23 protein-coding genes are annotated in these 22,865 nt (G+C 48.6%); all 23 read left to right on the forward strand.

The window, feature by feature from the left end:
* Positions 1-10: 10 nt before the first annotated feature.
* The 23 genes from flhA to proS all read left to right on the forward strand — a co-directional run bounded on the left by flhA (position 11) and on the right by proS (position 22,756).
* Positions 11-2,044, forward strand: a complete 2,034-nt coding sequence (flhA, locus tag ACFVRY_RS07140) for a flagellar biosynthesis protein FlhA (protein WP_387498698.1) — start codon at positions 11-13, stop codon at positions 2,042-2,044.
* Positions 2,041-3,432 (forward strand): flagellar biosynthesis GTPase FlhF, encoded by a 1,392-nt coding sequence (gene flhF / locus ACFVRY_RS07145; RefSeq protein ID WP_387498700.1) that lies wholly within the window; start codon positions 2,041-2,043, stop codon positions 3,430-3,432. The genes flhA and flhF overlap by 4 nt, the downstream gene beginning before the upstream one ends.
* Positions 3,432-4,310 (forward strand): MinD/ParA family protein, encoded by an 879-nt coding sequence (locus ACFVRY_RS07150; protein WP_387498702.1) that lies wholly within the window; start codon positions 3,432-3,434, stop codon positions 4,308-4,310. Before flhF ends, ACFVRY_RS07150 begins: the two co-directional genes overlap by 1 nt.
* 37 nt (positions 4,311-4,347) lie before the next feature.
* Positions 4,348-5,754: a protein-glutamate methylesterase/protein-glutamine glutaminase gene (locus ACFVRY_RS07155; protein WP_387498703.1), complete on the forward strand. Its 1,407-nt coding sequence runs from the start codon at positions 4,348-4,350 to the stop codon at positions 5,752-5,754.
* Positions 5,755-5,788: 34 nt separating this feature from the next.
* On the forward strand, positions 5,789-7,879 hold the full coding sequence (locus ACFVRY_RS07160; protein ID WP_387498705.1) for a chemotaxis protein CheW: 2,091 nt from the start codon (positions 5,789-5,791) through the stop codon (positions 7,877-7,879).
* A 27-nt stretch (positions 7,880-7,906) separates the two neighbouring features.
* Positions 7,907-8,368 carry a chemotaxis protein CheW gene (locus tag ACFVRY_RS07165; RefSeq protein WP_066362105.1) on the forward strand — a complete coding sequence of 154 codons (462 nt, stop codon included), beginning with the start codon at positions 7,907-7,909 and terminating at the stop codon, positions 8,366-8,368.
* Positions 8,369-8,404: 36 nt separating this feature from the next.
* Complete coding sequence (locus ACFVRY_RS07170; protein ID WP_217622385.1) at positions 8,405-8,998, forward strand: chemotaxis protein CheC; 594 nt, start codon at positions 8,405-8,407, stop codon at positions 8,996-8,998.
* Positions 8,991-9,485 carry a chemotaxis protein CheD gene (locus ACFVRY_RS07175; protein ID WP_387498707.1) on the forward strand — a complete coding sequence of 165 codons (495 nt, stop codon included), beginning with the start codon at positions 8,991-8,993 and terminating at the stop codon, positions 9,483-9,485. The genes ACFVRY_RS07170 and ACFVRY_RS07175 overlap by 8 nt, the downstream gene beginning before the upstream one ends.
* Positions 9,486-9,487: 2 nt before the next feature.
* Complete coding sequence (locus ACFVRY_RS07180) at positions 9,488-9,904, forward strand: hypothetical protein (RefSeq protein ID WP_387498817.1); 417 nt, start codon at positions 9,488-9,490, stop codon at positions 9,902-9,904.
* Positions 9,905-9,992: 88 nt separating this feature from the next.
* The gene (locus ACFVRY_RS07185) at positions 9,993-10,781 is read left to right on the forward strand and encodes a FliA/WhiG family RNA polymerase sigma factor (RefSeq protein WP_066362095.1); all 789 of its coding nucleotides are present in this window, start codon (positions 9,993-9,995) and stop codon (positions 10,779-10,781) included.
* Between the two features lie 30 nt (positions 10,782-10,811).
* Positions 10,812-12,215 carry a flagellar assembly protein A gene (locus tag ACFVRY_RS07190; protein WP_387498709.1) on the forward strand — a complete coding sequence of 468 codons (1,404 nt, stop codon included), beginning with the start codon at positions 10,812-10,814 and terminating at the stop codon, positions 12,213-12,215.
* A 64-nt stretch (positions 12,216-12,279) separates the two neighbouring features.
* Positions 12,280-12,591, forward strand: coding sequence for a hypothetical protein (locus ACFVRY_RS07195; RefSeq protein ID WP_387498711.1), 312 nt, complete (start codon positions 12,280-12,282; stop codon positions 12,589-12,591).
* Between the two features lie 38 nt (positions 12,592-12,629).
* The gene (locus ACFVRY_RS07200; protein ID WP_387498713.1) at positions 12,630-13,199 is read left to right on the forward strand and encodes a syntaxin family protein; all 570 of its coding nucleotides are present in this window, start codon (positions 12,630-12,632) and stop codon (positions 13,197-13,199) included.
* Positions 13,196-13,876, forward strand: coding sequence for a hypothetical protein (locus ACFVRY_RS07205; protein WP_387498715.1), 681 nt, complete (start codon positions 13,196-13,198; stop codon positions 13,874-13,876). Before ACFVRY_RS07200 ends, ACFVRY_RS07205 begins: the two co-directional genes overlap by 4 nt.
* 286 nt (positions 13,877-14,162) lie before the next feature.
* Entirely contained in the window at positions 14,163-14,864 is a 702-nt protein-coding gene (gene rpsB / locus ACFVRY_RS07210) for a 30S ribosomal protein S2 (RefSeq protein WP_066362087.1), read from the forward strand.
* Between the two features lie 124 nt (positions 14,865-14,988).
* The gene (gene tsf, locus ACFVRY_RS07215) at positions 14,989-15,639 is read left to right on the forward strand and encodes a translation elongation factor Ts (RefSeq protein ID WP_066362085.1); all 651 of its coding nucleotides are present in this window, start codon (positions 14,989-14,991) and stop codon (positions 15,637-15,639) included.
* A 105-nt stretch (positions 15,640-15,744) separates the two neighbouring features.
* Complete coding sequence (pyrH, locus tag ACFVRY_RS07220) at positions 15,745-16,473, forward strand: UMP kinase (protein WP_066362084.1); 729 nt, start codon at positions 15,745-15,747, stop codon at positions 16,471-16,473.
* On the forward strand, positions 16,473-17,027 hold the full coding sequence (gene frr / locus ACFVRY_RS07225) for a ribosome recycling factor (protein ID WP_066362082.1): 555 nt from the start codon (positions 16,473-16,475) through the stop codon (positions 17,025-17,027). The genes pyrH and frr overlap by 1 nt, the downstream gene beginning before the upstream one ends.
* A 77-nt stretch (positions 17,028-17,104) precedes the next feature.
* Positions 17,105-17,872 carry an undecaprenyl pyrophosphate synthase gene (locus ACFVRY_RS07230; protein ID WP_066362080.1) on the forward strand — a complete coding sequence of 256 codons (768 nt, stop codon included), beginning with the start codon at positions 17,105-17,107 and terminating at the stop codon, positions 17,870-17,872.
* A gap of 21 nt (positions 17,873-17,893) precedes the next feature.
* Positions 17,894-18,697, forward strand: coding sequence for a phosphatidate cytidylyltransferase (locus ACFVRY_RS07235; protein WP_387498718.1), 804 nt, complete (start codon positions 17,894-17,896; stop codon positions 18,695-18,697).
* A gap of 21 nt (positions 18,698-18,718) precedes the next feature.
* On the forward strand, positions 18,719-19,858 hold the full coding sequence (locus ACFVRY_RS07240) for a 1-deoxy-D-xylulose-5-phosphate reductoisomerase (RefSeq protein ID WP_387498720.1): 1,140 nt from the start codon (positions 18,719-18,721) through the stop codon (positions 19,856-19,858).
* Between the two features lie 141 nt (positions 19,859-19,999).
* The gene (gene rseP, locus ACFVRY_RS07245) at positions 20,000-21,274 is read left to right on the forward strand and encodes an RIP metalloprotease RseP (protein ID WP_387498722.1); all 1,275 of its coding nucleotides are present in this window, start codon (positions 20,000-20,002) and stop codon (positions 21,272-21,274) included.
* A 33-nt stretch (positions 21,275-21,307) separates the two neighbouring features.
* Positions 21,308-22,756: a proline--tRNA ligase gene (proS, locus tag ACFVRY_RS07250; protein ID WP_387498724.1), complete on the forward strand. Its 1,449-nt coding sequence runs from the start codon at positions 21,308-21,310 to the stop codon at positions 22,754-22,756.
* The last annotated feature ends 109 nt before the right edge of the window (positions 22,757-22,865 follow it).

Below are 22,865 nucleotides of genomic sequence, written 5' to 3' on the forward strand. Positions count from 1 at the left end.
GTTAAGGACATTGAAAGCTAGAGATCTATCTGTTTTGCTGGGCATCATCGGTATTGTGCTTATGATGATTCTGCCTATCCCGTCCTGGCTTCTGGACGTTTTACTGGTTGTTAATATTTCAATTGCGTTAACCATCATATTGGTGGCTATGAATACCAAGGAAGCTCTGCAGTTTTCAATCTTTCCTGCATTGCTTCTGATTACAACGCTGTTCCGCCTGGCGCTGAACATCTCGACAACCAAGCTGATTCTCTCTGAAGGTGATGCAGGTGCTGTGGTTGCTACCTTCGGTAGCTGGATTGCTGGCGGACAGATTGCTGTCGGTTTTGTAGTGTTTCTGATTCTGGTAGTTGTTCAATTTATAGTAATCACCAAAGGTTCTGAGCGCGTGGCCGAGGTAGGCGCGAGATTTACACTCGATGCGATGCCCGGAAAGCAGATGAGTATAGATGCCGACCTCAACGCCGGCATGATTAATGAACAACAGGCCCGTGAGCGTCGTCAGAAAGTAGAGCGTGAGGCAGACTTCTACGGAGCGATGGACGGGGCCAGTAAGTTTGTTAAAGGGGATGCTATTGCAAGCATTATTATCCTCCTTATTAACCTGATCGGCGGATTTATCATCGGGATGGTTGTTCATGGTATGCCTTTTGGTGAAGCACTGTCAACCTATTCCGTACTGACTATTGGTGACGGGCTAGTCAGCCAGATCCCTGCATTGCTCATTTCGACTGCTGCCGGCTTGATCGTTACACGTGCCTCTTCGGAAGGCAATCTGGCTGAGGATTTGACAGGACAATTATTGTCTTATCCCAAGCTGCTCTATATTGTAGCTGTAACTGTAGCCTTCCTGGGATTGTTTACTCCGATTCATCTCACAACAACGTTGCCGTTAGCTGGACTGATGGCATTTGCTGCTTACCGGATGAGTCAAAATCTCAATAAAAAGCAGATTGCGGAAGAACAGCTTGTGGAAGAAAAGCAGATCGAAGAAGTGCGCAGCCCCGAAAGTGTTATCAACTTGCTTTCAGTCGATCCGATCGAGTTCGAATTTGGTTACGGCTTGATTCCTTTGGCTGATACGGGCCAGGGGGGGGATTTGCTCGACAGAATTATTATGATTCGACGGCAATGTGCGCTAGAGATGGGACTAGTGGTGCCTGTTATTCGCATTCGCGACAATATTCAACTAAAACCGAATGAATATGTCATCAAAATTAAAGGAAATAACGTTGGTGGCGGTGAATTATTACTTAATCACTATCTTGCCATGAGCCCAGGGTATGATGATGAGTCTATCAACGGGATTGAAACCGTGGAACCTTCTTTCGGATTGCCGGCTCTGTGGATTGACGAATCAGTAAAGGAACGTGCTGAGTTGTCAGGTTATACCGTAGTTGACCCACCGTCTGTAGTAGCAACACATCTTACTGAACTGATTAAACGCCACGGGCATGAGTTGCTCGGACGTCAGGAAACCAAAATGCTGGTCGACAATTTGCGAGAGAACTACCCTGTACTTGTGGATGAGCTCATTCCTTCGGTATTGGCCATTGGGGATGTGCAGAAGGTACTGGGGAAATTGCTTCGTGAGAAGATTTCCATTCGGGATCTCGTAACTATCTTCGAGACACTCGCAGACTATGGAACCTACACCAAGGATCCTGACATTCTTACCGAGTATGTGCGTCAGTCCTTGTCGAGACAAATTACTCAACAGTTCTCTCAGACCGGAGAGACGTTACGGGTAATAACCGTAGGGCCGACACTGGAAAAGAAAATCTCTGAAAGTGTACAGCAATCGGAGCAGGGTAGCTATCTCGCACTGGATCCGGTGTCCACACAAACGGTCTACCAGCGACTGACCGAGCAGATCAATCGACTGCTTCAGTCGGGACAGCAACCGATTGTGCTGACCTCACCGAATATCCGCATGTATTTGCGGCAGGTGATTGAACGCACGATGCAGGATATTCCGGTGCTCTCCTACAGCGAACTGGAACCGAACATTGAAATTCAAAGCGTTGGAGTGGTGAATCTATGAGAGTGAAGCGTTATGTGGTGGATACGATGCCTGATGCTATGTTGTCCATCCGCAATGAGCTTGGCAGCGACGCCGTCATTCTTAGTACCAAAGAAATCAAAGTAGGCGGATTTATTGGGCTTTTCCAAAAGAAAAAGATAGAAGTGGTTGCTGCTGTAGAGAAGGAGCAGAAGCCAGCTGCTCCGGCCAAGTCGCCAGCGCCTTCTCTTAGCATACCGCGCAATGCTGTTCCTCAGGCGTATAAAAGAGCATCTGTCACGCCGCAGGCTGCTGAAGAGAAGCCGGCACCTGCCGAGAACCGCACGTTTGCCGAGATTGCTGCAGCACTGTCTGAGGCTATAGGCATTCAGGAGGCGCCAATTGTTCCAGCTCCGGCTTTGCGCCAAGATCCACCTTCGACTTTGGAGGAGATAAGACAGCCTTTACTCAGCAAGGATCCTGAGTTCCCGCTCCTTAATGTCGACTTTATGGAGGAAGCGAGAAGGTCTGCTTTAAATGAAGCATCAGCGCCTGATCCTGAGGTGTTGCGTGAAATTCGTGAAATGAAGCAGTGGATGGAACGAATTGCCCGTCATTCTTCAAGCACACGTGATCTGCCGGATCGCCTGGAGATACTCAGGAGCCAACTGGTAGATCAGGAGATGGATACGGTGCTGGTTGAAGAATGGATTAGCACTATTTTTGACCGCTGGAATGATGAAGGGCGAACCTGGAGACATGAGCAGTTCGACGCATGTCTGGCTGAACAAATCAGCAGCTTTCTCTCTGGTCGTGTAGCTCAGGGGATACGTCCGGATACGCAGATCGTATACATTGCCGGACCTACAGGTGTTGGTAAAACAACGACAATCGCCAAGCTAGCCGCAGAGCAGCTCTTCAAGTATGGCCGTAAGGTGGGCTTGATCACTTCGGATACATATCGGATATCGGCTGTAGATCAGCTACGGACCTATGCATCTATTTTGAACATTCCACTTGAAGTAGTTCAGTCACCTGGTGACTTGCAACGGGCGATGTTCCGACTCGAAAGCTGTGATCTCGTATTAATGGATACGGCAGGGCGTAATTATCGCAATGAACTGCTCGTTGCTGAATTGCAGAGCATGTTGGCCAAGGAGCTAAAGAGCGAGACTTATCTGGTTCTCAGCATGACTTCTAAGAGCCGGGATATGAAGAAAATTGCCGAGCATTTTGGCAGGTATCCGCTGGATAAAGTAATCTTTACGAAGTTGGATGAAACGGGAAGCTACGGTCCTCTTTTCAATGTGTTGAATGATTTTCCGTTGACCTTGTCTTACTTGACTAACGGGCAGAACGTTCCAGATGATCTGTTGCTTGCCTCTGAAGAAGAACTATCTGATATGCTCTTGGGAACAGGTGGGTATTAATGGATCAAGCGCAATCTTTAAGACATCTTGTGTCCAGCCAAGACACCAAACGCATAACCAAGGAAAGTTCTACCGCCCGGATCATTACAGTCTGCAGTGGAAAAGGTGGCGTTGGCAAATCGAATTTCACACTGAATTTTGCGTTGGCCCTGCAGTCGCTGGGCAAGAAAGTACTCTTATTCGACGCTGACATCGGGATGGCGAACATAGATGTGTTGATGGGGGTCTCTCCCAGATATAACCTCTATCATTTGCTAACAAGAGAAGCCGATATTAGCCGGGTCATCCAGCTTGGTCCGCAGGATCTTCCTTTTATTGCAGGTGGTTCTGGTATGGACGAACTGTTCTCGCTCTCTGAGGCTGATCTCAATTATTTTACAACACAGATTGCCGAGATTGCTGACAGCATGGATTATATTTTGTTTGATACAGGTGCTGGTTTGTCCAAGGAAACGATGAAATTTATTTCGTCCGCTGATGACTGTCTGGTGGTTACCACCCCGGAGCCAACGGCTATAACAGACGCCTATGCACTAATGAAAGTGGTACATAACTCTCATCCCGATGTTTCTTTCAGACTTATTGTCAACCAAGCCGGGGACATACGGGAAGCAGCAGCAACTAGTGACAAAATTCGAATGGCGACAAGCCGGTTTTTGCAACTGAATCTTCCTTTCTTGGGTCATATCAGCAGTGATTCCCATGTGGTTCAGGCTGTGAAAAGACAAGTACCGTTTATTCTCGCGTATCCAAACAGCGCGGCAGCCAAAGACGTTCATCTTCTAGCCGTTCGTTATCTGGCAAGCGATGCCGCCATAGAAACCAAAGTTCAGGGGATTAAGGGGTTTATTCGCAAGTGGTTAATACGAAACAGGTAGTACATGTTCTGAATTCAGGAACAGAGGTGGAAATGATATGAAGCCATATAAAGTTTTGGTTGTTGATGATTCTGCATTTATGCGCAAGATCATTTCCGATTTGATTGAAAACGATGCTGACTTTCAGGTAACGGCAACGGCAGCCAATGGCCGTGAGGCGATTGAGAAGGTGAATGATCTACGCCCCGACCTTGTGACCATGGACGTGGAAATGCCGGAAATGAACGGCCTGGAAGCGCTGAAAATAATCATGGCTGAGCGTCCGCTTCCCGTAATTATGCTGTCAGGCATCAACGAGGAAGGTATGAAGGAGACCATTCTTGCACTGGAATGGGGAGCCTTCGACTTTATCCGTAAGCCATCAATTTCCAGTTCGCAAGATATCATCGCGGTGGGGGAATCGCTGCGTGAGCAGATGAAGGAAGCGATGTTGGCCCGACATCAGAGACAAATCAGAGAGACAGCAATTAAAGCCATCGAAGTTAAACCTGTTGAGCCTATAGCGCCGCAGGGACAAACCATTCAACCAAGCATACAGCCTGTAAGAAAGAATCTGGAGTTTCCGGCGAAAAGGTCTGGGTTATCGGCAAGTAAGCCTGCCGAAGCAGATAGAGGCATTAAGCTAACAGAAGTGGTCGACACTGCCACGCTTTCACAGAAAAAAGCTGCGACGGAGAGCAAAGCTACGAAGAAGTCGGTTCTTCCACCGCCAACTTCTCCAAAGCCTGCCTCCGAGAAGTTGATGAATCGCCTCAAACCTGAGCGCGAGTCTATGCATATACTCCGGTCACAAACGGAGGTCATCGCTGAACCTGTAGTGGTGACTGGTGCTCCAAGCACGGACCGGAAATCCAGTCCTGTCAAGGGACTCAGCAAAATCGTCGCTGTAGGTTGTTCTACCGGGGGACCGCGAGCCCTTAAGGCGTTGCTGGAGAACATTCCGGCCGATTTCCCAGCGCCGATCGTGATTGTGCAGCATATGCCGCCTAACTTCACGAAATCGCTGGCACAGCGACTGAATACCTTCAGTCCACTGGAAGTGGCCGAGGCGGAGCCGGGTATGGTATTGCGGCAAGGGGCCGCGTATATCGCCCCGGGTGGCTATCACATGAAGGTTGTTCAAAGCTCCGGCGGGCAATATACCCTTTCGCTTACAAAGGAAGAGGCACGCAACGGCCATCGACCGTCTGTAGATACATTATTTGAATCCTTGCTTCCGCTTACGTCGCTGGAACGTCATGCTGTACTCATGACAGGGATGGGAAGCGATGGAGCAAGAATGATGAATGCTCTCTATGAGTCCGGCGTTTGTTCAACTTTTGCCGAGAGTGAAGAGACTTGTGTTGTATATGGGATGCCGCGCTCTGCGGTTGAACTGCAGTGCGTTAGACATATCCTGCCTTTGCAGGAAATAGCTCCAAGACTGGTGCAAGCCGTTAAATAACGGAAAAGCGAACTCGAAGGGGAGGTGCTCGTTAGTGGACATGAATCAGTATTTATCCATGTTTATTGATGAGTCAAATGATCATCTGCAGTCATTGAACGAAAATATGATGGGGCTGGAAGCAAATCCTGAGGATCTGAGCATCGTACAGGTAATCTTCCGCTCTGCGCATACCTTGAAAGGTATGGCGGCAACTATGGGCTTTGAGGATTTGGCTTCACTTACTCACCAAATGGAGAACGTGCTTGATCTGGTCCGCAACAACAAGTTGCGGATGCAGGATTTCATTTTTGACACCTTGTTCAAAAGTCTGGATGCCTTAGAGTCCATGGTTCAGGATATTACTGGAGGCGGAGAAGGCAAGGCTGATGTTTCTGCTATTGTAACTGATCTTCAGGCTATTGTTCGCGGCGAAGTTCCTACAGCGGGTGGTGCATCGACTGGAAGCGCCCCGGCAGCTCCTTCTCAGGCTGAAACGCCAATACATTTGGACGAGTTCCAGTTCTCCGTTCTGGAGCAGTCTATTCAGGAAGGCCATAAGGTCATGTTCGTGGAGGTTGCAATTCGTGAGGATTGTCAGCTTAAAGCGGTACGCTCTTATATGGTGTTTGATCTCTTGGAACGCTCCGGCGAGGTCGTTAAATCCTTCCCTTCCGTTCAAGATATTGAGCAGGAGAAATTTGATCACAGCTTTTCGCTATATTACATAACTCAAAAGGATGCCAGTGAAATTCAAGCCATGATCCTGAATCTGTCGGAAATTGACAAGGTGACGGCAATTGCGCTGGACCAAGAATCCTTACATCAGCTTGGTCAGGACACGGCCGCAGCCGCAGCGGTTGCCGCTGCATCTGAGGTAGCTGTGGCTGTGGAAACCCCTGCCCCGCCAACTGCTGCGTCCACTCCAGCTCCAAGAGCAGCTGCTAAAGAGGAAGGGGCTAAGTCTCCAGCCGCTGGCCGAACGGGCGGTGCGCCATCGCGGACCATCCGGGTGGATATTGAACGTTTGGATGTCCTGATGAACCTGTTCAGTGAACTGCTTATTGACCGGGTACGTCTGGAACAGCTCGCTTCGGAAATGCAAAGTGGTGATCTTACCGAAACGGTAGAGCATATGAGCCGGGTTAGCGCCGATTTGCAGAATATCGTAATGAAGCTGCGCATGGTGCCGGTCGATACGGTATTCAACCGGTTCCCGCGGATGATTCGTGACCTTGCTAAGTCTTTGGACAAGAAGGTTGATCTTGTAATTACCGGTGCAGAAACTGAGATGGACAGAACTGTCATCGATGAAATCGGAGATCCGCTCGTGCACTTACTGCGCAATGCCGTTGACCATGGGATTGAATCTGTTACTGACCGGATTGCTGCCGGTAAGCCGGAGACCGGAACAGTCAACCTGCGCGCATTTCACAGTGGTAACCATGTATTCATCGAAATAGAAGAAGATGGAAGAGGGATTATCCCTGAGAACGTTCTGAAGTCTGCTGTTAAGAAAGGGATCCTTACCCCAGAGGAAGCGGCAAGCAAGACGGATGAAGAAGCTTATCAAATGTTGTTCGCCCCTGGATTCAGTACGGCGGAAGTCATCTCCGACGTTTCTGGACGTGGCGTGGGACTAGACGTCGTTAAAGCCAAGATTACTGCGCTGGGCGGAAATGTGACCATTTACTCCACACCGGGTAAAGGAACTAACTTCTCGGTACAGCTTCCACTTACACTGTCGATCATTGCGGCAATGATGATTAAGCTCGGTTCGGAGAAGTATGCGATTCCGTTGTCTTCGATTGTAGAGACCGGCATCATCAAGCAATCTCAAATCCGTACCATTCATGGCAACAAAATGCTGGAGTTCCGAGGCAGCCATATTCCGCTCGTTTCCTTGAGCCGTTTATTCTCCGTACCTGATTATGATGAGAGCAACGAGGAAGAGACGGAAATCGTTGTGGTCCGTAAAGGAGAACGCCTCGTGGCTATGGCAGTAGAGGACTTTATCGGGCAGAACGAGATTGTAATCAAGAATCTCGGCAAATATCTGCCTGAGATTCAAGGTATATCCGGCGCTACGATTCTTGGTGACGGACAGGTGGCACTCATTATTGATCCGAACGCTTTTATTAAATAACTAGGATAGAACAGGGAGGTTCATTCCATGGCTGAAGATATTAAAGTGATAGTGTTCAAATTAGGTGTCGAAGAATACGGCATTGAAGTGGATAAGGTGCAGACTATCGAGCGTATGATGCCGATCACACGTGTACCAAAGACGTATTCTTTTATCAAGGGAGTAATCAATTTGCGCGGGGTTGTTATCCCTGTAATTGATCTTCGTGGCCGCTTCGGCATAGCTGAGGCTGAACACACGGACCAGACGAGGGTAATAATTGTAGCTGTGAACGAGATGGAAGTAGGATTTATAGTAGATTCCGCCAATGATGTCATTGACCTTAACCGGGATTCCATTGATACACCTCCCGATGTAGTGGGTGGCATCAAAGCCAAGTACTTGGACGGGGTGGCCAAAATCGGGGAAGACCGTCTGTTGATCATGCTCAATTTGTCCGAGGTGCTCAACAAGAGCGAAATCGTACAATTGGAAGGCCTGGAGGGCTAACCAGTGGAGTTGTTCAAAAACTTCAAGGATTTCAAAATGGATGTGCTCAAGGAAGTCGGTAATATAGGAGCAGGTAACGCTGCCACCGCGTTATCCCAGCTGCTGGGCAAACCGATTGATATGGCCGTACCAAAGGTTCAACTGCTCAACTTTGAGGAAATTACTGAAAAAGTGGGCGGAGCCGAAGAATTAGTGTATGCCGTATTCCTGCGGGTTGAAGGTGATGCACCTGGCAATTTGTTCTTCATTCTTACACCGGAAGCGGCCGTCAATCTACTCAGCCGTGTGGCTGGGATCGAGCTGTCTGGTGGGGAAGAATTGAGCGAAATGGAATTATCCGCATTGAATGAAATCGGCAACATTTTGGCCGGTTCCTATCTGTCTTCACTGGCCGACTTTACTTCGCTCACCATGTACCCAACGGTACCTGCACTGGCAATGGACATGGCGGGGGCAATTCTGGGCTACGGCTTGCTACAATTTGGGCAAATGGGCGATGATGCTTTGCTGATAGATACGACGTTTCTGGAGGGGCAAAATGAGATTGAAGGACAATTCTTCCTCATTCCCGATCCAGAATCGTTCCCGAAAATCTTCAAATCACTAGGAGTTCCTTTCGACAATGATTGATGAACAAACCATCATCAAGGTAGGCATGGCAGATCTTAATGTCGGGAGCCAGGGTCTGATCCGTACAACTGGACTTGGCTCTTGCGTAGGATTGACTCTGTATGATCCGGGTAAAAAACTGGCGGGAATGGCACATGTAATGCTGCCGTCTTCCGAAATTGCCAGGGAGGGGCAGCTCAATATCGCTAAGTTTGCCGATACAGCTGTGCCGGAACTGTTGAACCGCCTGCTCGCACTTGGGGCGGTCCGCAGCCGAATCGTCGCCAAAATGGCGGGGGGTTCGCAAATGTTTGCCTTTGCTGGAGGGAGTGACACCATGAGGATCGGGCCTCGTAATGTGGAATCCTGTAAGTTGGCGCTTGAAGCTTTGAACATTCCGTTACTTGCTGAAGATACCGGCGGCAATTATGGCCGTACGATAGAGATCGCCTGCGGCACCGGAGTCTTGTATATCCGAAGTGTGCAAAAAGGCGCTAAGGAATTATAATGATGATTGGAAACATTTTGATAAATTTGCTGTCTGGCGTTATAGGCTTTGTGTTAACCTTCCTTGTCACCTACGGAAATAACTTACTAATGACCAGTCTGGTCCGAGGATTATTTGGATTTATTACCTGGTTCTTGCTTGCATTTCTTCTTAGATGGGTATTGGGTGTTATGATGAAACAAACGGAACCACAAGGACTCACGGACCCAGCTAGCGGGGACGGCGAAAAAGCGCTGGGTGCCAGACTGAATATCAGCACTCCGGATGAGGATGAGGAATTGAAGAATCTTTTGAAGCCAAAGCCGGCCGACGGGGACGGGGATAACGGAGGATTCACACCGCTAAAGCCGCCGAAGCTGGTCACCATGAAAGATCCTGAAGAATTGGCCAAGGCCGTTCGTCACCTGAAAGAAGAATAAGGTAGTGCTGCAGGAACCGTTATTCGGCAAAGCTGTACGGTTCCTTATTCAAGGCACACTGACTAAACTTTGGGAAGGGTGAAAGCTGTTGAACGAGCGTAAAGCTTCTCAGTCGGAGATAGACGGGCTATGGACGCAGTGGAAAGAACACGGCGATCCTGAAGCGAAGAAAAAGCTGATTGAGAGTTATCTCCATATTGTAGATTACGTATCCAGCCGTTTGGCTGTAGGATTGCCCAAAAACGTATCCAAGGATGATTTAGCCAGCAATGGTGTTATGGGGCTGATTGATGCCATTGAAAAATTCGATTATAAACGAGGGCTCCAGTTCCAGACCTATGCTTCCTGGCGGGTGCGTGGGGCGATCCTTGATTCTTTGCGCCAGAGTGACTGGGTTCCCCGGTCAGTACGGGAAAAAGCCAAAAAGATCGAGGATGCTTATCAACAGATGGAACAGAAATATTTACGGTCTGTTACCGACGAAGAAATGAGTCAATACCTGAACATTAGTGAACAAGAATTTCAAAATATGCTGCAGGATGTGGCCGTTATGTCACTCTGCTCACTGGAAGACCCCATTCGCGAAGAAGAATCGGAGACCCGGATGTCCATCCTGGTGGATGACAAGGCCAAGAATCCGGATCGTAAGGTAAACGAATTTTATTTGCGTGAGACCCTTACCAAAGGCATTGAGAAACTAACGGTGAAAGAACGGACCGTGGTGTCCCTTTTATATTATGAAGATTTGTCTTTAAGCGAAATTGCCGAGGTCATGTCACTATCCCCCTCGAGGATTTCGCAGCTCCATTCTAAAGCCATTTTGCGGCTGAGAGGAACGCTGGAGAAAAACCGTGATCTTCTTATGCAAAACGATTAACCGTACTGCGGTGACAAGGGGGAGTATAATTTGATCGGTCATTATGCTTTGAATCAGTACCTGAGTATTACTTTCTCGGATGACAAGGGCATTGCTTATCTCCAGTTTTCCAAAAAAGACGAGAATTTTTCCTGTTCGATCGAAGAGCTGGAGGCTTTTCTGCACAGTCATAATATCAGATATGGTATTCAACGGGATATTGTCCAGCGTCTCAGTACTCATCCCGAGGAGTATTTCTTCAATAGAGTGCCTATTGCGATTGGTGACTCCGCCGAGAATGGTACTGATGGACGAGTTGTTCTTACTATTGATATGGAAGAAGATCGTGGGCCTGCCGAGAAGGCTGACGGCAAGGTCGATTACAAGGACCTGGTTCGGCTGCATAATGTCCGTAAAGGCCAGCTGATTGCCAAGACCATTCCTCCACTGCCCGGTAAACCGGGTAAAATGGTGACGGGAGAAGAACTACCATTCAAGGCTGGGCGTGAAGCCCAGTTTAAAGTGGGTAAGAACGTCCTGGTCAGCAATGAAGAGAACTCAATGTATGCTGCAATAGACGGTCTTGTGACGATTACGGAAAAAGGCAAGATCAATGTTTTTCCAGTGTACGAGGTCAACGGGGATGTAGATTACAGTACCGGAAATATTGATTTTGTGGGTACTGTTGTTATCCGTGGCAATGTTCTCACCGGGTTCTCTGTCAAATCGGAGGGCGATATTCGGGTGGTCGGTGGGGTGGAAGGCGCGGAGCTAATTGCCGGCGGCTCCATCGAGATTACAGGAGGCATTATTGGTTACCACAAAGGACATATCAACGCTGGTAAAAATGTAAAAGTGTCCTTTATCCAGGACGGGAATGTGACTGCAGGCGAAAACGTTATTGTTTCACAGAGCATTATGCACTCCGATATACGTGCAGGACACGAAGTGATTTGTAACGGCACGAAAGGTCTAATTGTCGGCGGGAGCGTTCAGGCCGGCGAGCGTGTGGTCGCACGGACCATCGGCAACACGATGTCGACGGCAACAGCCATTGAAGTGGGCGTATTGCCAGAGCTGAGAAATGAGATTAATGAACTTCGTCAACAGTTACGCCAACTGCTTGAGAATGACGATAAGACCTCTAAGGCACTTTATCTGCTGAATCAATTAGCGAACAGCGGTCAGCTGTCTCCCGACAAAATAGCACTGCGCGTCAAGCTCAATGCCACCAAGCAATCCCATCAACGGGAAGAAACAAGAATCAAGGGACGGATACTTGAGATTGAGAGAATGCTAGAGGATACGGGCAGAGCCAGAGTAGAGGCTGTTAAGACGATATACGGAGGCTGCAAAATCGTGATTGGCAGGTACACCAGATTTGTAAAAGACCCTACAGAACGGGTCGTTTTCGCATATAGCGAAGGTGATATCTCAATCACGCCGTACATCTAACTCAGGCGGGCAGCATCGGCGGCCGGCCATTTACAAATTCTTATTTTGTGAAAAGAGGGTCGATATGAGTCTGAAACCGGTGGAGTTGCAAATTGCTGTGCCTCGGACTACAGAGGCGGGAAGAATTCAGAACGAGCTTCAGCATCGTCCTGCGGCAGACCAGCAGCAACTAGCTGCACAGAATGTAAAGCAAAGCCAGGAAATGACTCAGCGTACTGCGGAAGTCGATGATCCTTCAGAGACCGCCTTGCGTGACGATGGTGGACGGGGCAACAATCCGGGAGGGCATTCCTCGCAGGAAAAAGGTCACAACTCAGATGGAAGCCTTGGTGCAAAGCATCCGTACAAAGGGCTTCGCATCGATTTGAGCCTATAATGAACTAATATTATTTTAAGCAAAAGGGGATTTGGCACTTGCAACCATGGGGGTATATTGTGCTGGTGGGCGCTGTCACAATTGTGTACGCCCTGATTATGCCGGCGCGTGCCCGCGAGGGCAAGAAGACAGAGCAGCAAAGCCTTAAGGAGACCGAGGCGGCGCTTGAACTCTACATGGCGGATATGGAACGCGAGAATGAAGAGTTAGTTCAATTAGTGAGCAGCATTAAGCAGCAGTCCCAGAGCAATCAGGCGGCACTGACTGAGCAGATCAAGGACCTGCAAGGGGCTCTGAGCGAGCAGCAGGAACATTCCAAGCAGCTTGAAGCCAGAATGAACGAAGAAGCGGAAACTGTACGTCAATTGGTGACGTCGATAGAAAATCAAGCGGCTCTTCAACCAACTATTGCAGATAATGTGGAGCATGTAGTGGCGCCGCCTGAGGTGAAACCGAAGCCAGTGAGTTCCATTAAGCTGCGTTACCCTCGTTTATTTGAACTGCATGAGGAAGGCAAGTCTATAGATTCTATAGCCAAGACTGCAGGACTGCAGCGGGGAGAGGTACAACTGATTCTCCAGCTTGCCAAACAGGAGGAATCGGTATGATGAAGAATCGTTCCTTTCTGCTTGGACTTGGCTCTGGCCTAGTTGCCGGGGCTCTGCTGCTTCAGGTTATGATCTCGGGCAATGCAGCTCCGCTAACGAAAGAGCAGGTCCTCAAGGGGGCGGCGCAGCTGAACTTGAAAGTGTCTGATGAATCCGGCAAGCTGCTTACACAAGGAGAGTATGGGTTGGAAGTTCAGCCCGGTAGTACGGAAGGTCCGCTGGACGAGGGAGGTAGCACTCGCGAACCGGTTAGTACGAAGGTGCCAGTCGCACCGGAGGCTTCTTCGCCGCCATCGGCACCGGCTACAGCGGTCGTGCCGTCACCTGCTGCCACGCCGAAAGCTGTGGAGCCTTCCACGCCTGCAGTTCCCTCTTCGCCAGCAGATGAGGTCGCTCAGCAGCCGAAGGATACAGGAGTTCCATATGTTCCAGAGCGGCCTGAGACACCCGGGGCGCCTAAACCAGAAGTGGTTACTGTACGGATTCCAAGCGGCATCACTTTGACAAGAACAGCTGATTTGCTGGCCCAGTCGGGTGCGGTCAAAGATAAAGAGGCTTTTCTGAAGTCGGCTAAAGAACGCAAGATCAACACAAAGATTCAGTATGGTACCTACAGCTTTGAAAAGGGTGAGAGCATCGACTCCATTATTGAAAAGCTGATTACGCTGAAGAAGTAGAGCCGATAGAGCTTGGACGCATCTATAGCATTATTTTGTAGAAAGATGGAAATCCTGTTCTGGCAGTCATTAAGCTGCCTGAAATACGGGATTATCCATCTTTTTTGCTGAAATTACGAGTTGGGCGTTGCAACCAGTATTAAATTATGGTATATTAATTGACGGTGTTAAAACACACGCCGGTTGATTTCAGGCAAGCGGTGCTTTCTTTCGAAGAAAGTCTTGCCGAAAAATGACACATGGCGGAGGAGACACACAATAAACCAAACTTAGGAGGTGTGTGAAGATGGCAGTAATCTCCATGAAGCAGCTTCTCGAAGCTGGGGTACACTTCGGTCACCAGACTCGTCGTTGGAACCCAAAAATGGATCGTTATATCTTCACTGAAAGAAACGGAATTTACATTATTGACCTGCAAAAAACGGTTAAAAAGGTAGAGGAAGCTTACAACTTTGTTAAGAGCGTCGCTGGCGACAACGGCACAATCCTTTTCGTAGGAACAAAGAAACAAGCTCAAGATTCCGTAAAAGAAGAAGCTGAACGTTCGGGTATGTTCTACATCAACCAACGTTGGTTGGGTGGTACTCTGACTAACTTCCAAACTATTCAAAAGCGTGTTGATCGCCTGAAGAAATTGGAAGCTTGGGAAGAAGACGGTACCTTCGCAGTTCTGCCTAAGAAAGAAGTTATCCTTCTTCGCAAGGAGAAAGATCGTCTTGAGAAGTTCCTGGGCGGAATCAAGAACATGAAAGGTCTGCCAAGCGCGTTGTTCATCATTGATCCGCGTAAAGAGCGCATCGCTGTTGCGGAAGCTCGCAAATTGGGTATTCCTATCGTGGCTATCGTTGATACCAACTGTGATCCAGATGAAATTGACTACGTAATTCCAGGTAACGACGACGCGATTCGCGCTGTAAAACTGTTGACTGGTAAAATGGCTGACGCTGTTGTCGAAGCTCACCAAGGCGAAGACACAACTACAGCTTAAGTAGTGCTTACAACATAAACAAGAACTTAAATGAAAAGGGTGGTTGGCAGGTGGATAACCTCTCACTGCCCTTTTTTTAGGATATTGGCAAGAAAAACGACAACATATCTGGAGGGAATAATCAATGGCAGTAGATGCAAAGGCAGTAAAAGAGCTTCGTGAAAGAACAGGCGCAGGTATGCTGGATTGCAAAAAGGCGCTTGAAGAAGCAAACAACGACATCACCAAAGCCGCTGAATTGCTTCGTGAAAAAGGTTTGTCCGCAGCAGCAAGTAAAGCTGGACGCGTTGCAACTGAAGGCGTTGTAGAATCTTACATCCATGCTGGTGGCCGTATTGGCGTATTGGTAGAAATCAACTGTGAAACTGACTTCGTTGGTAAAACAGATTCCTTCAAAGAGTTCGCGCGCGATATCGCTATGCAAATTGCAGCAGCTAATCCGCTTTATGTACGTCGCGAAGAAGTTCCGCAAGCAGACGTTGAGAAAGAAAAAGAAATCTTGAAGGCTCAAGCTCTGAACGAAGGTAAGCCTGAGAAAATCATTGAGAAAATGGTTGAAGGCCGCATCAGCAAGTTCTATGAAGAATACTGCCTGCTTGAGCAATCCTTCGTTAAAGACCCTGACAAAACCATTTCCCAATTGCTGAACGAAAAAATTAGCACCATTGGTGAAAATATCTCCATCCGTCGTTTTGTACGTTTTGAGTTGGGTGAAGGTTTGGAAAAGAAAGTCGATAACTTTGTTGAAGAAGTTATGGCACAAGTTAAACAATAATCTAGTCCTCCGGGTAACCGGGAGAATTGAATAAAGGCAAGCATCAAAAGAGCGGAACACGTACACTTAGTGTTCCGTCTTTTGTAAGAAAGTGAGGGTATACAATTGGAACAGCCGGTATTTAAGAGAGTAGTCCTTAAAGTTAGCGGTGAATCACTAGCGGGACAAAACGGATATGGTATTGATGCCGACACGATTATCTCCATCGCGGAACAGGTTAAAGAAGTTGTGGAACTTGGAGTACAGGTAGCCATCGTCTGCGGCGGCGGCAACATCTGGCGTGGAATCGCTGGCAGCGCAAGCGGCATTGATCGGGCAACTGCCGATTATATGGGTATGCTGGCTACAGTGATGAATTCTCTTGCTCTGCAGGACGCACTTGAGCAAATCGATGTGCCGACACGTGTGCAGACTTCGATTTCAATGCAACAGATTGCTGAACCGTACATTCGTCGCCGGGCGATTCGTCATTTGGAGAAGGGCCGCGTTGTGATTTTTGCAGCAGGTACAGGAAATCCGTTCTTCTCTACAGATACCACTGCAGCTCTACGGGCAGCCGAAATTGAAGCAGAGGTCATTCTGATGGCGAAGAACAAAGTGGACGGTGTATACTCTGCCGATCCTTTCAAAGACAGTACAGCTGAGAAGTATGAACAGCTTACCTACATGGATGTACTGAATAAGAATCTTGGCGTGATGGATTCCACCGCTTCCTCTCTCTGCATGGATAATAATATACCGCTCATCGTGTTTGCCATTACAGAACAAGGTAATATCAAACGAGTCGTTCTTGGTGAGAAGATCGGGACGATTGTTAAGGGGAGTGTAGACTAATGCCACAAACGATTAAGAAAAATGCTGAAGAACGTATGGAAAAAGCGATTCTGTCGTTGAAACGTGATCTGGCAACATTGCGTGCGGGCCGTGCTTCTACAGCGCTTTTGGACCGTATTCAGGTAGAATATTATGGTGCACCTACACCTGTGAATCAGCTCGCGAATATCAGCACACCGGACTCCCGGACACTGTTGATTCAGCCGTGGGACAAATCTTCGTTGTCTGACATCGAGCGTGCGATCATGAAATCGGATCTTGGCTTGACGCCGGCTAATGACGGCACCATCATTCGTCTGTCTATCCCTCCGCTAACCGAGGAGCGTCGTGCAGAACTGGTGAAGTTCACCAAACGTTTCGGTGAGGATGCAAAAGTGGCGATCCGCAACATTCGCCGCGATGCTAACGATGATATCAAGAAGCTGGAGAAAAACGGAATCTCTGAGGACGAATCCCATGGACATCAGGAAGATATCCAAAAGGCTACTGACAAGTTCATAGCTGAGGTTGACAAAGTGCTCTTGTCCAAGGAAAAAGAGATTATGGAAGTTTAAAGATAATCAAGAGATTAAGGCCCCTCCGTCATTGGTGGGGTTTGTCTCTTTCTGATAAGAGCTTGGAGGAAACGGAAATGATCAAACGGGTTCAAGCGTGGTTGGGCCGTAAAGACAGGCAGCAGCCAGTCGAGATTTCACCGGATAACATCCCCCTGCATGTAGCGGTAATTATGGACGGTAATGGACGTTGGGCCAAACGGCGCGGCTTGCCGCGAATTGTCGGTCACCAAAATGGGATGAAAGCCGTCAAACGAGCAACCATTGCCGCAGATGAACTGGGTATCAAATACTTAACGATGTACGCATTCTCGACTGAAAACTGGAAACGCCCTAAGGATGAGGTTGAGTTCCTAATGCGATTGCCAGAAGAGTTTTTGGCAATTGAACTTGATGAATTGATCGAAAAAAACGTGCAGGTACGTGTCATGGGCGATGCCGATGCACTGCCTTCATATACCCGCAAAGCGATGGAAGAAGCAGTTGCCAGAACCCAAAACAATACTGGACTTATTTTGAATTTTGCCCTGAACTATGGGGGGAGAAAAGAAATTACAGATTGCATGCGCAGTTTGGGCAATGATATAGAAGCAGGGGTACTGAAACCGGAAGACATTACGTCTGAGCTTATCGATAGCAGACTTTTATCTGGCGGATTGCCTGATCCCGATCTGCTGATTCGCACTAGTGGAGAAATGAGAATTAGTAATTTTATGTTGTGGCAGCTTGCTTACAGTGAACTGTGGTTTACGGATGCATACTGGCCTGAATTTAACAAAGAACATTTGCTGCAGGCCGTTGCCGAATATCAGCGGCGTACACGCCGCTACGGTGGACTGAAGTAGCCTGATTGGAGATGGAGACCTTTGAAGCAGCGCTTGATTACCGGTGTTGTTGCCGGAGCTATATTTTTGGGTTTATGCCTTTTGGGAGGCTGGCCGTACCAGCTATTGCTGACTGCCATGGCTCTCATCGGCTACTATGAGTTCGTGAAGATGACCGGCTCGCCAGCGTTTGGCGGTACGGCTCTGCTCGGTTATGGCGCGATTGCAGCTTTTATGATACCTTGGAATTTGCTTGGAGTGACCGCATTATTGTCCTCGGAACAAGGGATTTGGCTCTTGCTGCTCCTCTTTCTGTTGGTCACAGTTTTCACTAAAAATAAAATGGATATTCGGATCACAGCGCTGCTGTTTGCCGGTATCGTCTATATAGGCATGGGATTCTCCTATATGGCTTTGGCCCGGTCTTCTGGCGACGGGTATGGCTTACTCTGGACCTTCCTGCTGCTCTTCTGCATTTGGGGGAGTGATGCCGGAGCGTATTTTGTAGGCAAGGGCTTTGGCAAGAACAAGCTTTGGCCTGCGATCAGCCCTAACAAAACTGTGGAAGGTGCAGTGGGAGGCGTTTTAATCGCCATGCTCATTTCCATTGTTTTTGCGATTTTTGTTCCTGATCAGTTGACCCTTGGACGAGCTCTGCTCATTGGTCTTTCTTGCGCGGTGCTAGGTCAGCTCGGAGATCTTGTACAATCTGCCTATAAACGGGTGTACGGTATCAAAGATTCAGGATCGCTGCTTCCTGGTCATGGAGGCATTCTTGATCGTTGCGACAGCTGGATCATCGTATTTCCGTTCGTACATATTGTAATGCTTATGCCTTACTATTAATGTCAGGGAGAAGGTACTGCTGTGAAGAAAATAAGCATTCTCGGTTCTACCGGTTCCATCGGCACTCAGACATTGGATGTCGTTGCGATGCACCCGGAGGAATTTGAAATTGATGGATTAGCGGCTGGAAGTAACACTGCGCTCTTACTGGAGCAGGTTCGTAAGTTCAAACCACGCCGGGTCTCTGTCGCCACCGAAGCGCTTGCTAATGAGATTAGAGGAGCCCTACCAGCCGGTACGGAGCTTTTTAGCGGAAGCCAGGGTTTGGTGGAGATTGCGGCAGGAGGCGATGCCGACACGGTCCTTACTGCGGTGGTGGGCAGTGTCGGGCTGCAGTCTACGTTAGCCGCGATTGAAGCGGGCAGAACAATTGGACTAGCCAACAAGGAGACGCTCGTGACAGCAGGACATCTTGTGACAGAGTTGGCCCGGAAGAAGGGCGTAAGTCTACTTCCTGTGGACAGCGAACATTCTGCGATTTTTCAATGCCTGAACGGGGAGAAGCGGAGCGATGTCGAGAGCATCACTATAACAGCATCTGGTGGTTCTTTTCGTGATTATACCCGTGATCAGCTTGTAGGGGTTACGGTGGAAGATGCACTGCGGCATCCGAACTGGAGCATGGGCGCGAAGATCACGATTGACTCTGCGACCATGGTTAACAAAGGCTTAGAAGTAATAGAAGCTCATTGGCTGTTCGATCTTCCTTATGAGCAGATCCATGTGCTGCTGCATCCAGAGAGCATCATTCACTCTTATGTGGAATTCCGTGACAGCAGCATTATTGCCCAACTTGGTTCCCCGGATATGCGTGTTCCGATCCAATACGCCTTGACCTATCCAGATCGCTGGCATTCCCCGGCAAAACGCCTCTCGCTGGCCGAAACAGGCCGGCTCTCGTTCCGGGAGATGGATTTTGAACGTTATCCGCTTCTTCGACTAGCAATTGAGTGTGGTAAAGCAGGGGGAACCGCTACAACGGCATTTAATGCAGCGAACGAGATTGCGGTGGATCGCTTCCTGCGCGGCGAAATTTCATTCCTGCGTATTGAAGAGATCATTGATGAGGTGCTACAGCGCCATAACAACGAAAGTAATCCTGATCTGGAGCAAATCGGGCATTGTGACCGAGCGGCGAGGGAACTTTCGGCACAGCTGTAAACATCCTGCTTTTTATAACTGCTAATCATTGCCTGACCCTAAAAATAGGTTCGGACTGTTGATTCTCTTGTGCCTGATCGGAGAATAATGATAAATTAAGAGGACATACTTCGGTCTTACACCTAAAGGGGGATGTTACGCTTGGAAATGGTTCAAGTCGTTTTTTTAACGGTGCTGATGTTTTTTGTATTGGTGACCGTACATGAATGGGGACACTATTACTTTGCCAAACGCGCTGGCATACTTGTCAGAGAATTTGCTATCGGTTTTGGTCCAAAACTGTTCTCCTATAAACGCAATGAGACCCAGTTCACGTTGCGTCTGTTGCCCTTCGGCGGGTATGCGCGAATGGCCGGAGAAGATCCAGAGATTGTCGAGATCGGTCCGGGCCAGACCATTGCTGTAAGACTGGGTCAGGACAATAAGATCAAGAATATCTATCTAGATGCTCTCGACACTCGCAAGAATGTGATTCGCGGCGAGGCACAGCATACCGATCTTGAGAACGATCTGAAGATCTCTCTGGACGTAGATGGTGAAGTTACAACCTACGACGTTCATCCGCAGGCGATGATGGTCAGAGGGAGTCAACAGACCCAGATTGCGCCCAAAGATCGTCAATTCGGTAGTAAGACGGTAGGACAGCGTGCCTTGGCGATTGTTGCCGGCCCAGTGATGAACTTCCTGTTAGCTTTTGTTCTGTTCGCGATTCATCTGCAAATGGTCGGCATTCCACTCGAGAATCCGACTTATGTAAAAATCGGCGATGTCAGCAAAGGTATGCCAGCTGAAGAAGCGGGTTTCCAAAAAGGCGATATTGTGGACTCCATCGATGGCCAGAAGATCGGTGCCGATTACAAGAAAATGATCTCCCTGACTGCCGCTTCCAAGGGTAAAGAAATGAAGTGGGTTATCCTTCGCGATGACAAGACGTTGAATTTCACGCTAATTCCCCGCACTATGGAGGGGGAAGAGGGTGCTAAGGTGGGAATCACACCAGAGCTTCCAAGCCGCAAGGCCAGCATAGGGGAAACGGTGTCTGGTGCTGGTACAGCGATGGTCAGCACTACGAAGATGATTTTTGTTGGCTTCAAACAGCTGATTAATAAATTCAACATGGATGATATTGGGGGACCTGTGCGGACCTTCCAGATGACAGGACAGATTGCTGAACAAGGCATTCAGTACCTGACATATTGGGCCGCAATTCTCAGTTTGTATCTTGGCATTTTCAATTTGTTGCCGATTCCTGCGCTTGACGGAAGCCGTTTGGCGTTCCTTGGAGTTGAGGCGTTGCGCGGCAAGCCGGTTGATCCCGGCCGGGAAGGCATGGTCCACTTCGTTGGGTTCGCGTTGCTCTTCCTTCTTATGATAGCAGTAACTTATAATGATATATTGCGCTTGATTAGCGGATAATTTTGCTTTTATTTACGGGAGGAATTCCAGCACATGTCAAAAGATAAACAATTCGTAACGGAAATTACGCCGCAAGGCGAAGATTTTTCACGCTGGTATATTGATGTTATAAAAAAAGCGGATCTGATGGATTACTCCCCGGTGCGGGGCTGTATCGTCTTCAAGCCGGACGGTTTTGAAATTTGGGAGCATATCCAGGAAGAGATGAACCGTCGTTTCAAGGCAACGGGTCACCGCAATGCCTACTTCCCAATGTTCATTCCGGAGAGCTTTTTCCAAAAGGAAAAGGATCATATCGAAGGTTTCAATCCCGAGTTGCCATGGGTAACAGAAGCAGGTGGAGACCAGTTGGAAGAACGTCTGGCGATTCGTCCGACGTCGGAGACCATGATCGGGCATATGTACTCCAAGTGGATTCAGTCCTACCGTGATCTTCCCGTATTGATTAACCAATGGGCGAACGTCGTACGTTGGGAGAAACGTACACTGCCATTCATTCGTACTAGCGAATTCCTCTGGCAAGAAGGGCACACGGCGCACGAGAATGAGGAAGAAGCGCGCGCTGAGACGATGCAAATGCTGGAGATTTATCGTGACTTCTTAGAAGGCTATCTGGCGATTCCAGTAATTACTGGACAGAAGACACCTTCCGAGCGATTTGCGGGTGCAGTAGATACGTATTCCATTGAAGCTATGATGAAGGACGGACGTGCTGTGCAAGCCGGAACTTCCCATTACCTGGGGACCAAGTTTGCTGTGGCATTCGATATCCAATACCTGAGCCGCGACAATGTTCTGGAATACGTTCATACTACTTCGTGGGGGACAAGCACACGGATGATCGGTTCGATGATCATGGTACATGGCGATGACCGTGGTCTCGCACTGCCGCCGAAGGTGGCTCCAACGCAGGTAATTATGATTCCAATCGGACCTCCGAAAACTCGTGAAGCTGTAATCGGACGGACCGATGAGTTGTTTAAAGATCTGAAAAGCGCAGGCATTCGTGTCCGCGTAGACGACCGTGCGGATGTAACTCCAGGCTGGAAGTTTAACGAATACGAAATGCGCGGAGTACCAGTTCGTCTGGAACTTGGTCCACGTGATATGGAGAACGGCGTTTGCGTTCTGGTGTCACGGGTTACTGGTGAGAAGAAAGTTATACAACAAGAGAACCTTGTAGAAGAAGTTCAGGCGATGCTAGAGCAGGTACACAACGAAATGTTCGAACGGGCGCTCAAATTCCGGGAAGATCACTTCTATTCTGTTGAGACTTTGGATGAAATGAAGGCCTCTATGGAAGAAAAGCGTGGCTTTGCACTGGCAGGCTGGTGTGGATCTGAAGAATGTGAATCCAAGGTTAAGGAAGAGACCGGGGCAACCAGCCGGAATATTCCGTTCAATCCTGCGGAGCAGAAGCAAGTCTGCATCTGCTGTGGCAAACCAGCCGCACATACGGTTGTATTTGCTAAAGCGTACTAATCGAGAGCGACTTTACAAGATATAGATGTACTTCATGCAGCTTCTGGCGAAAGGAGTCGGCGGGCCGAAAGAACCCAATGCTTTTTGACCTGGAAGCTTTTTATCATTG

Source organism: Paenibacillus sp. NPDC057934, from assembly GCF_042887565.1.
GTDB lineage: Bacteria > Bacillota > Bacilli > Paenibacillales > Paenibacillaceae > Paenibacillus_AQ.

Excerpts from the sequence above, each read along its gene's own strand:
- proS (WP_387498724.1), top strand. The coding sequence starts at position 21,308 with ATGTCAAAAGATAAACAATTCGTAACGGAAATTACGCCGCAAGGCGAA.
- ACFVRY_RS07230 (WP_066362080.1), top strand. The coding sequence starts at position 17,105 with ATGATCAAACGGGTTCAAGCGTGGTTGGGCCGTAAAGACAGGCAGCAG.
- tsf (WP_066362085.1), top strand. The coding sequence starts at position 14,989 with ATGGCAGTAGATGCAAAGGCAGTAAAAGAGCTTCGTGAAAGAACAGGC.
- ACFVRY_RS07205 (WP_387498715.1), top strand. The coding sequence starts at position 13,196 with ATGATGAAGAATCGTTCCTTTCTGCTTGGACTTGGCTCTGGCCTAGTT.
- ACFVRY_RS07165 (WP_066362105.1), top strand. The coding sequence starts at position 7,907 with ATGGCTGAAGATATTAAAGTGATAGTGTTCAAATTAGGTGTCGAAGAA.
- frr (WP_066362082.1), top strand. The coding sequence starts at position 16,473 with ATGCCACAAACGATTAAGAAAAATGCTGAAGAACGTATGGAAAAAGCG.
- ACFVRY_RS07195 (WP_387498711.1), top strand. The coding sequence starts at position 12,280 with ATGAGTCTGAAACCGGTGGAGTTGCAAATTGCTGTGCCTCGGACTACA.
- flhF (WP_387498700.1), top strand. The coding sequence starts at position 2,041 with ATGAGAGTGAAGCGTTATGTGGTGGATACGATGCCTGATGCTATGTTG.
- ACFVRY_RS07155 (WP_387498703.1), top strand. The coding sequence starts at position 4,348 with ATGAAGCCATATAAAGTTTTGGTTGTTGATGATTCTGCATTTATGCGC.
- ACFVRY_RS07150 (WP_387498702.1), top strand. The coding sequence starts at position 3,432 with ATGGATCAAGCGCAATCTTTAAGACATCTTGTGTCCAGCCAAGACACC.
- ACFVRY_RS07170 (WP_217622385.1), top strand. The coding sequence starts at position 8,405 with ATGGATGTGCTCAAGGAAGTCGGTAATATAGGAGCAGGTAACGCTGCC.
- rpsB (WP_066362087.1), top strand. The coding sequence starts at position 14,163 with ATGGCAGTAATCTCCATGAAGCAGCTTCTCGAAGCTGGGGTACACTTC.
- ACFVRY_RS07175 (WP_387498707.1), top strand. The coding sequence starts at position 8,991 with ATGATTGATGAACAAACCATCATCAAGGTAGGCATGGCAGATCTTAAT.
- ACFVRY_RS07180 (WP_387498817.1), top strand. The coding sequence starts at position 9,488 with ATGATTGGAAACATTTTGATAAATTTGCTGTCTGGCGTTATAGGCTTT.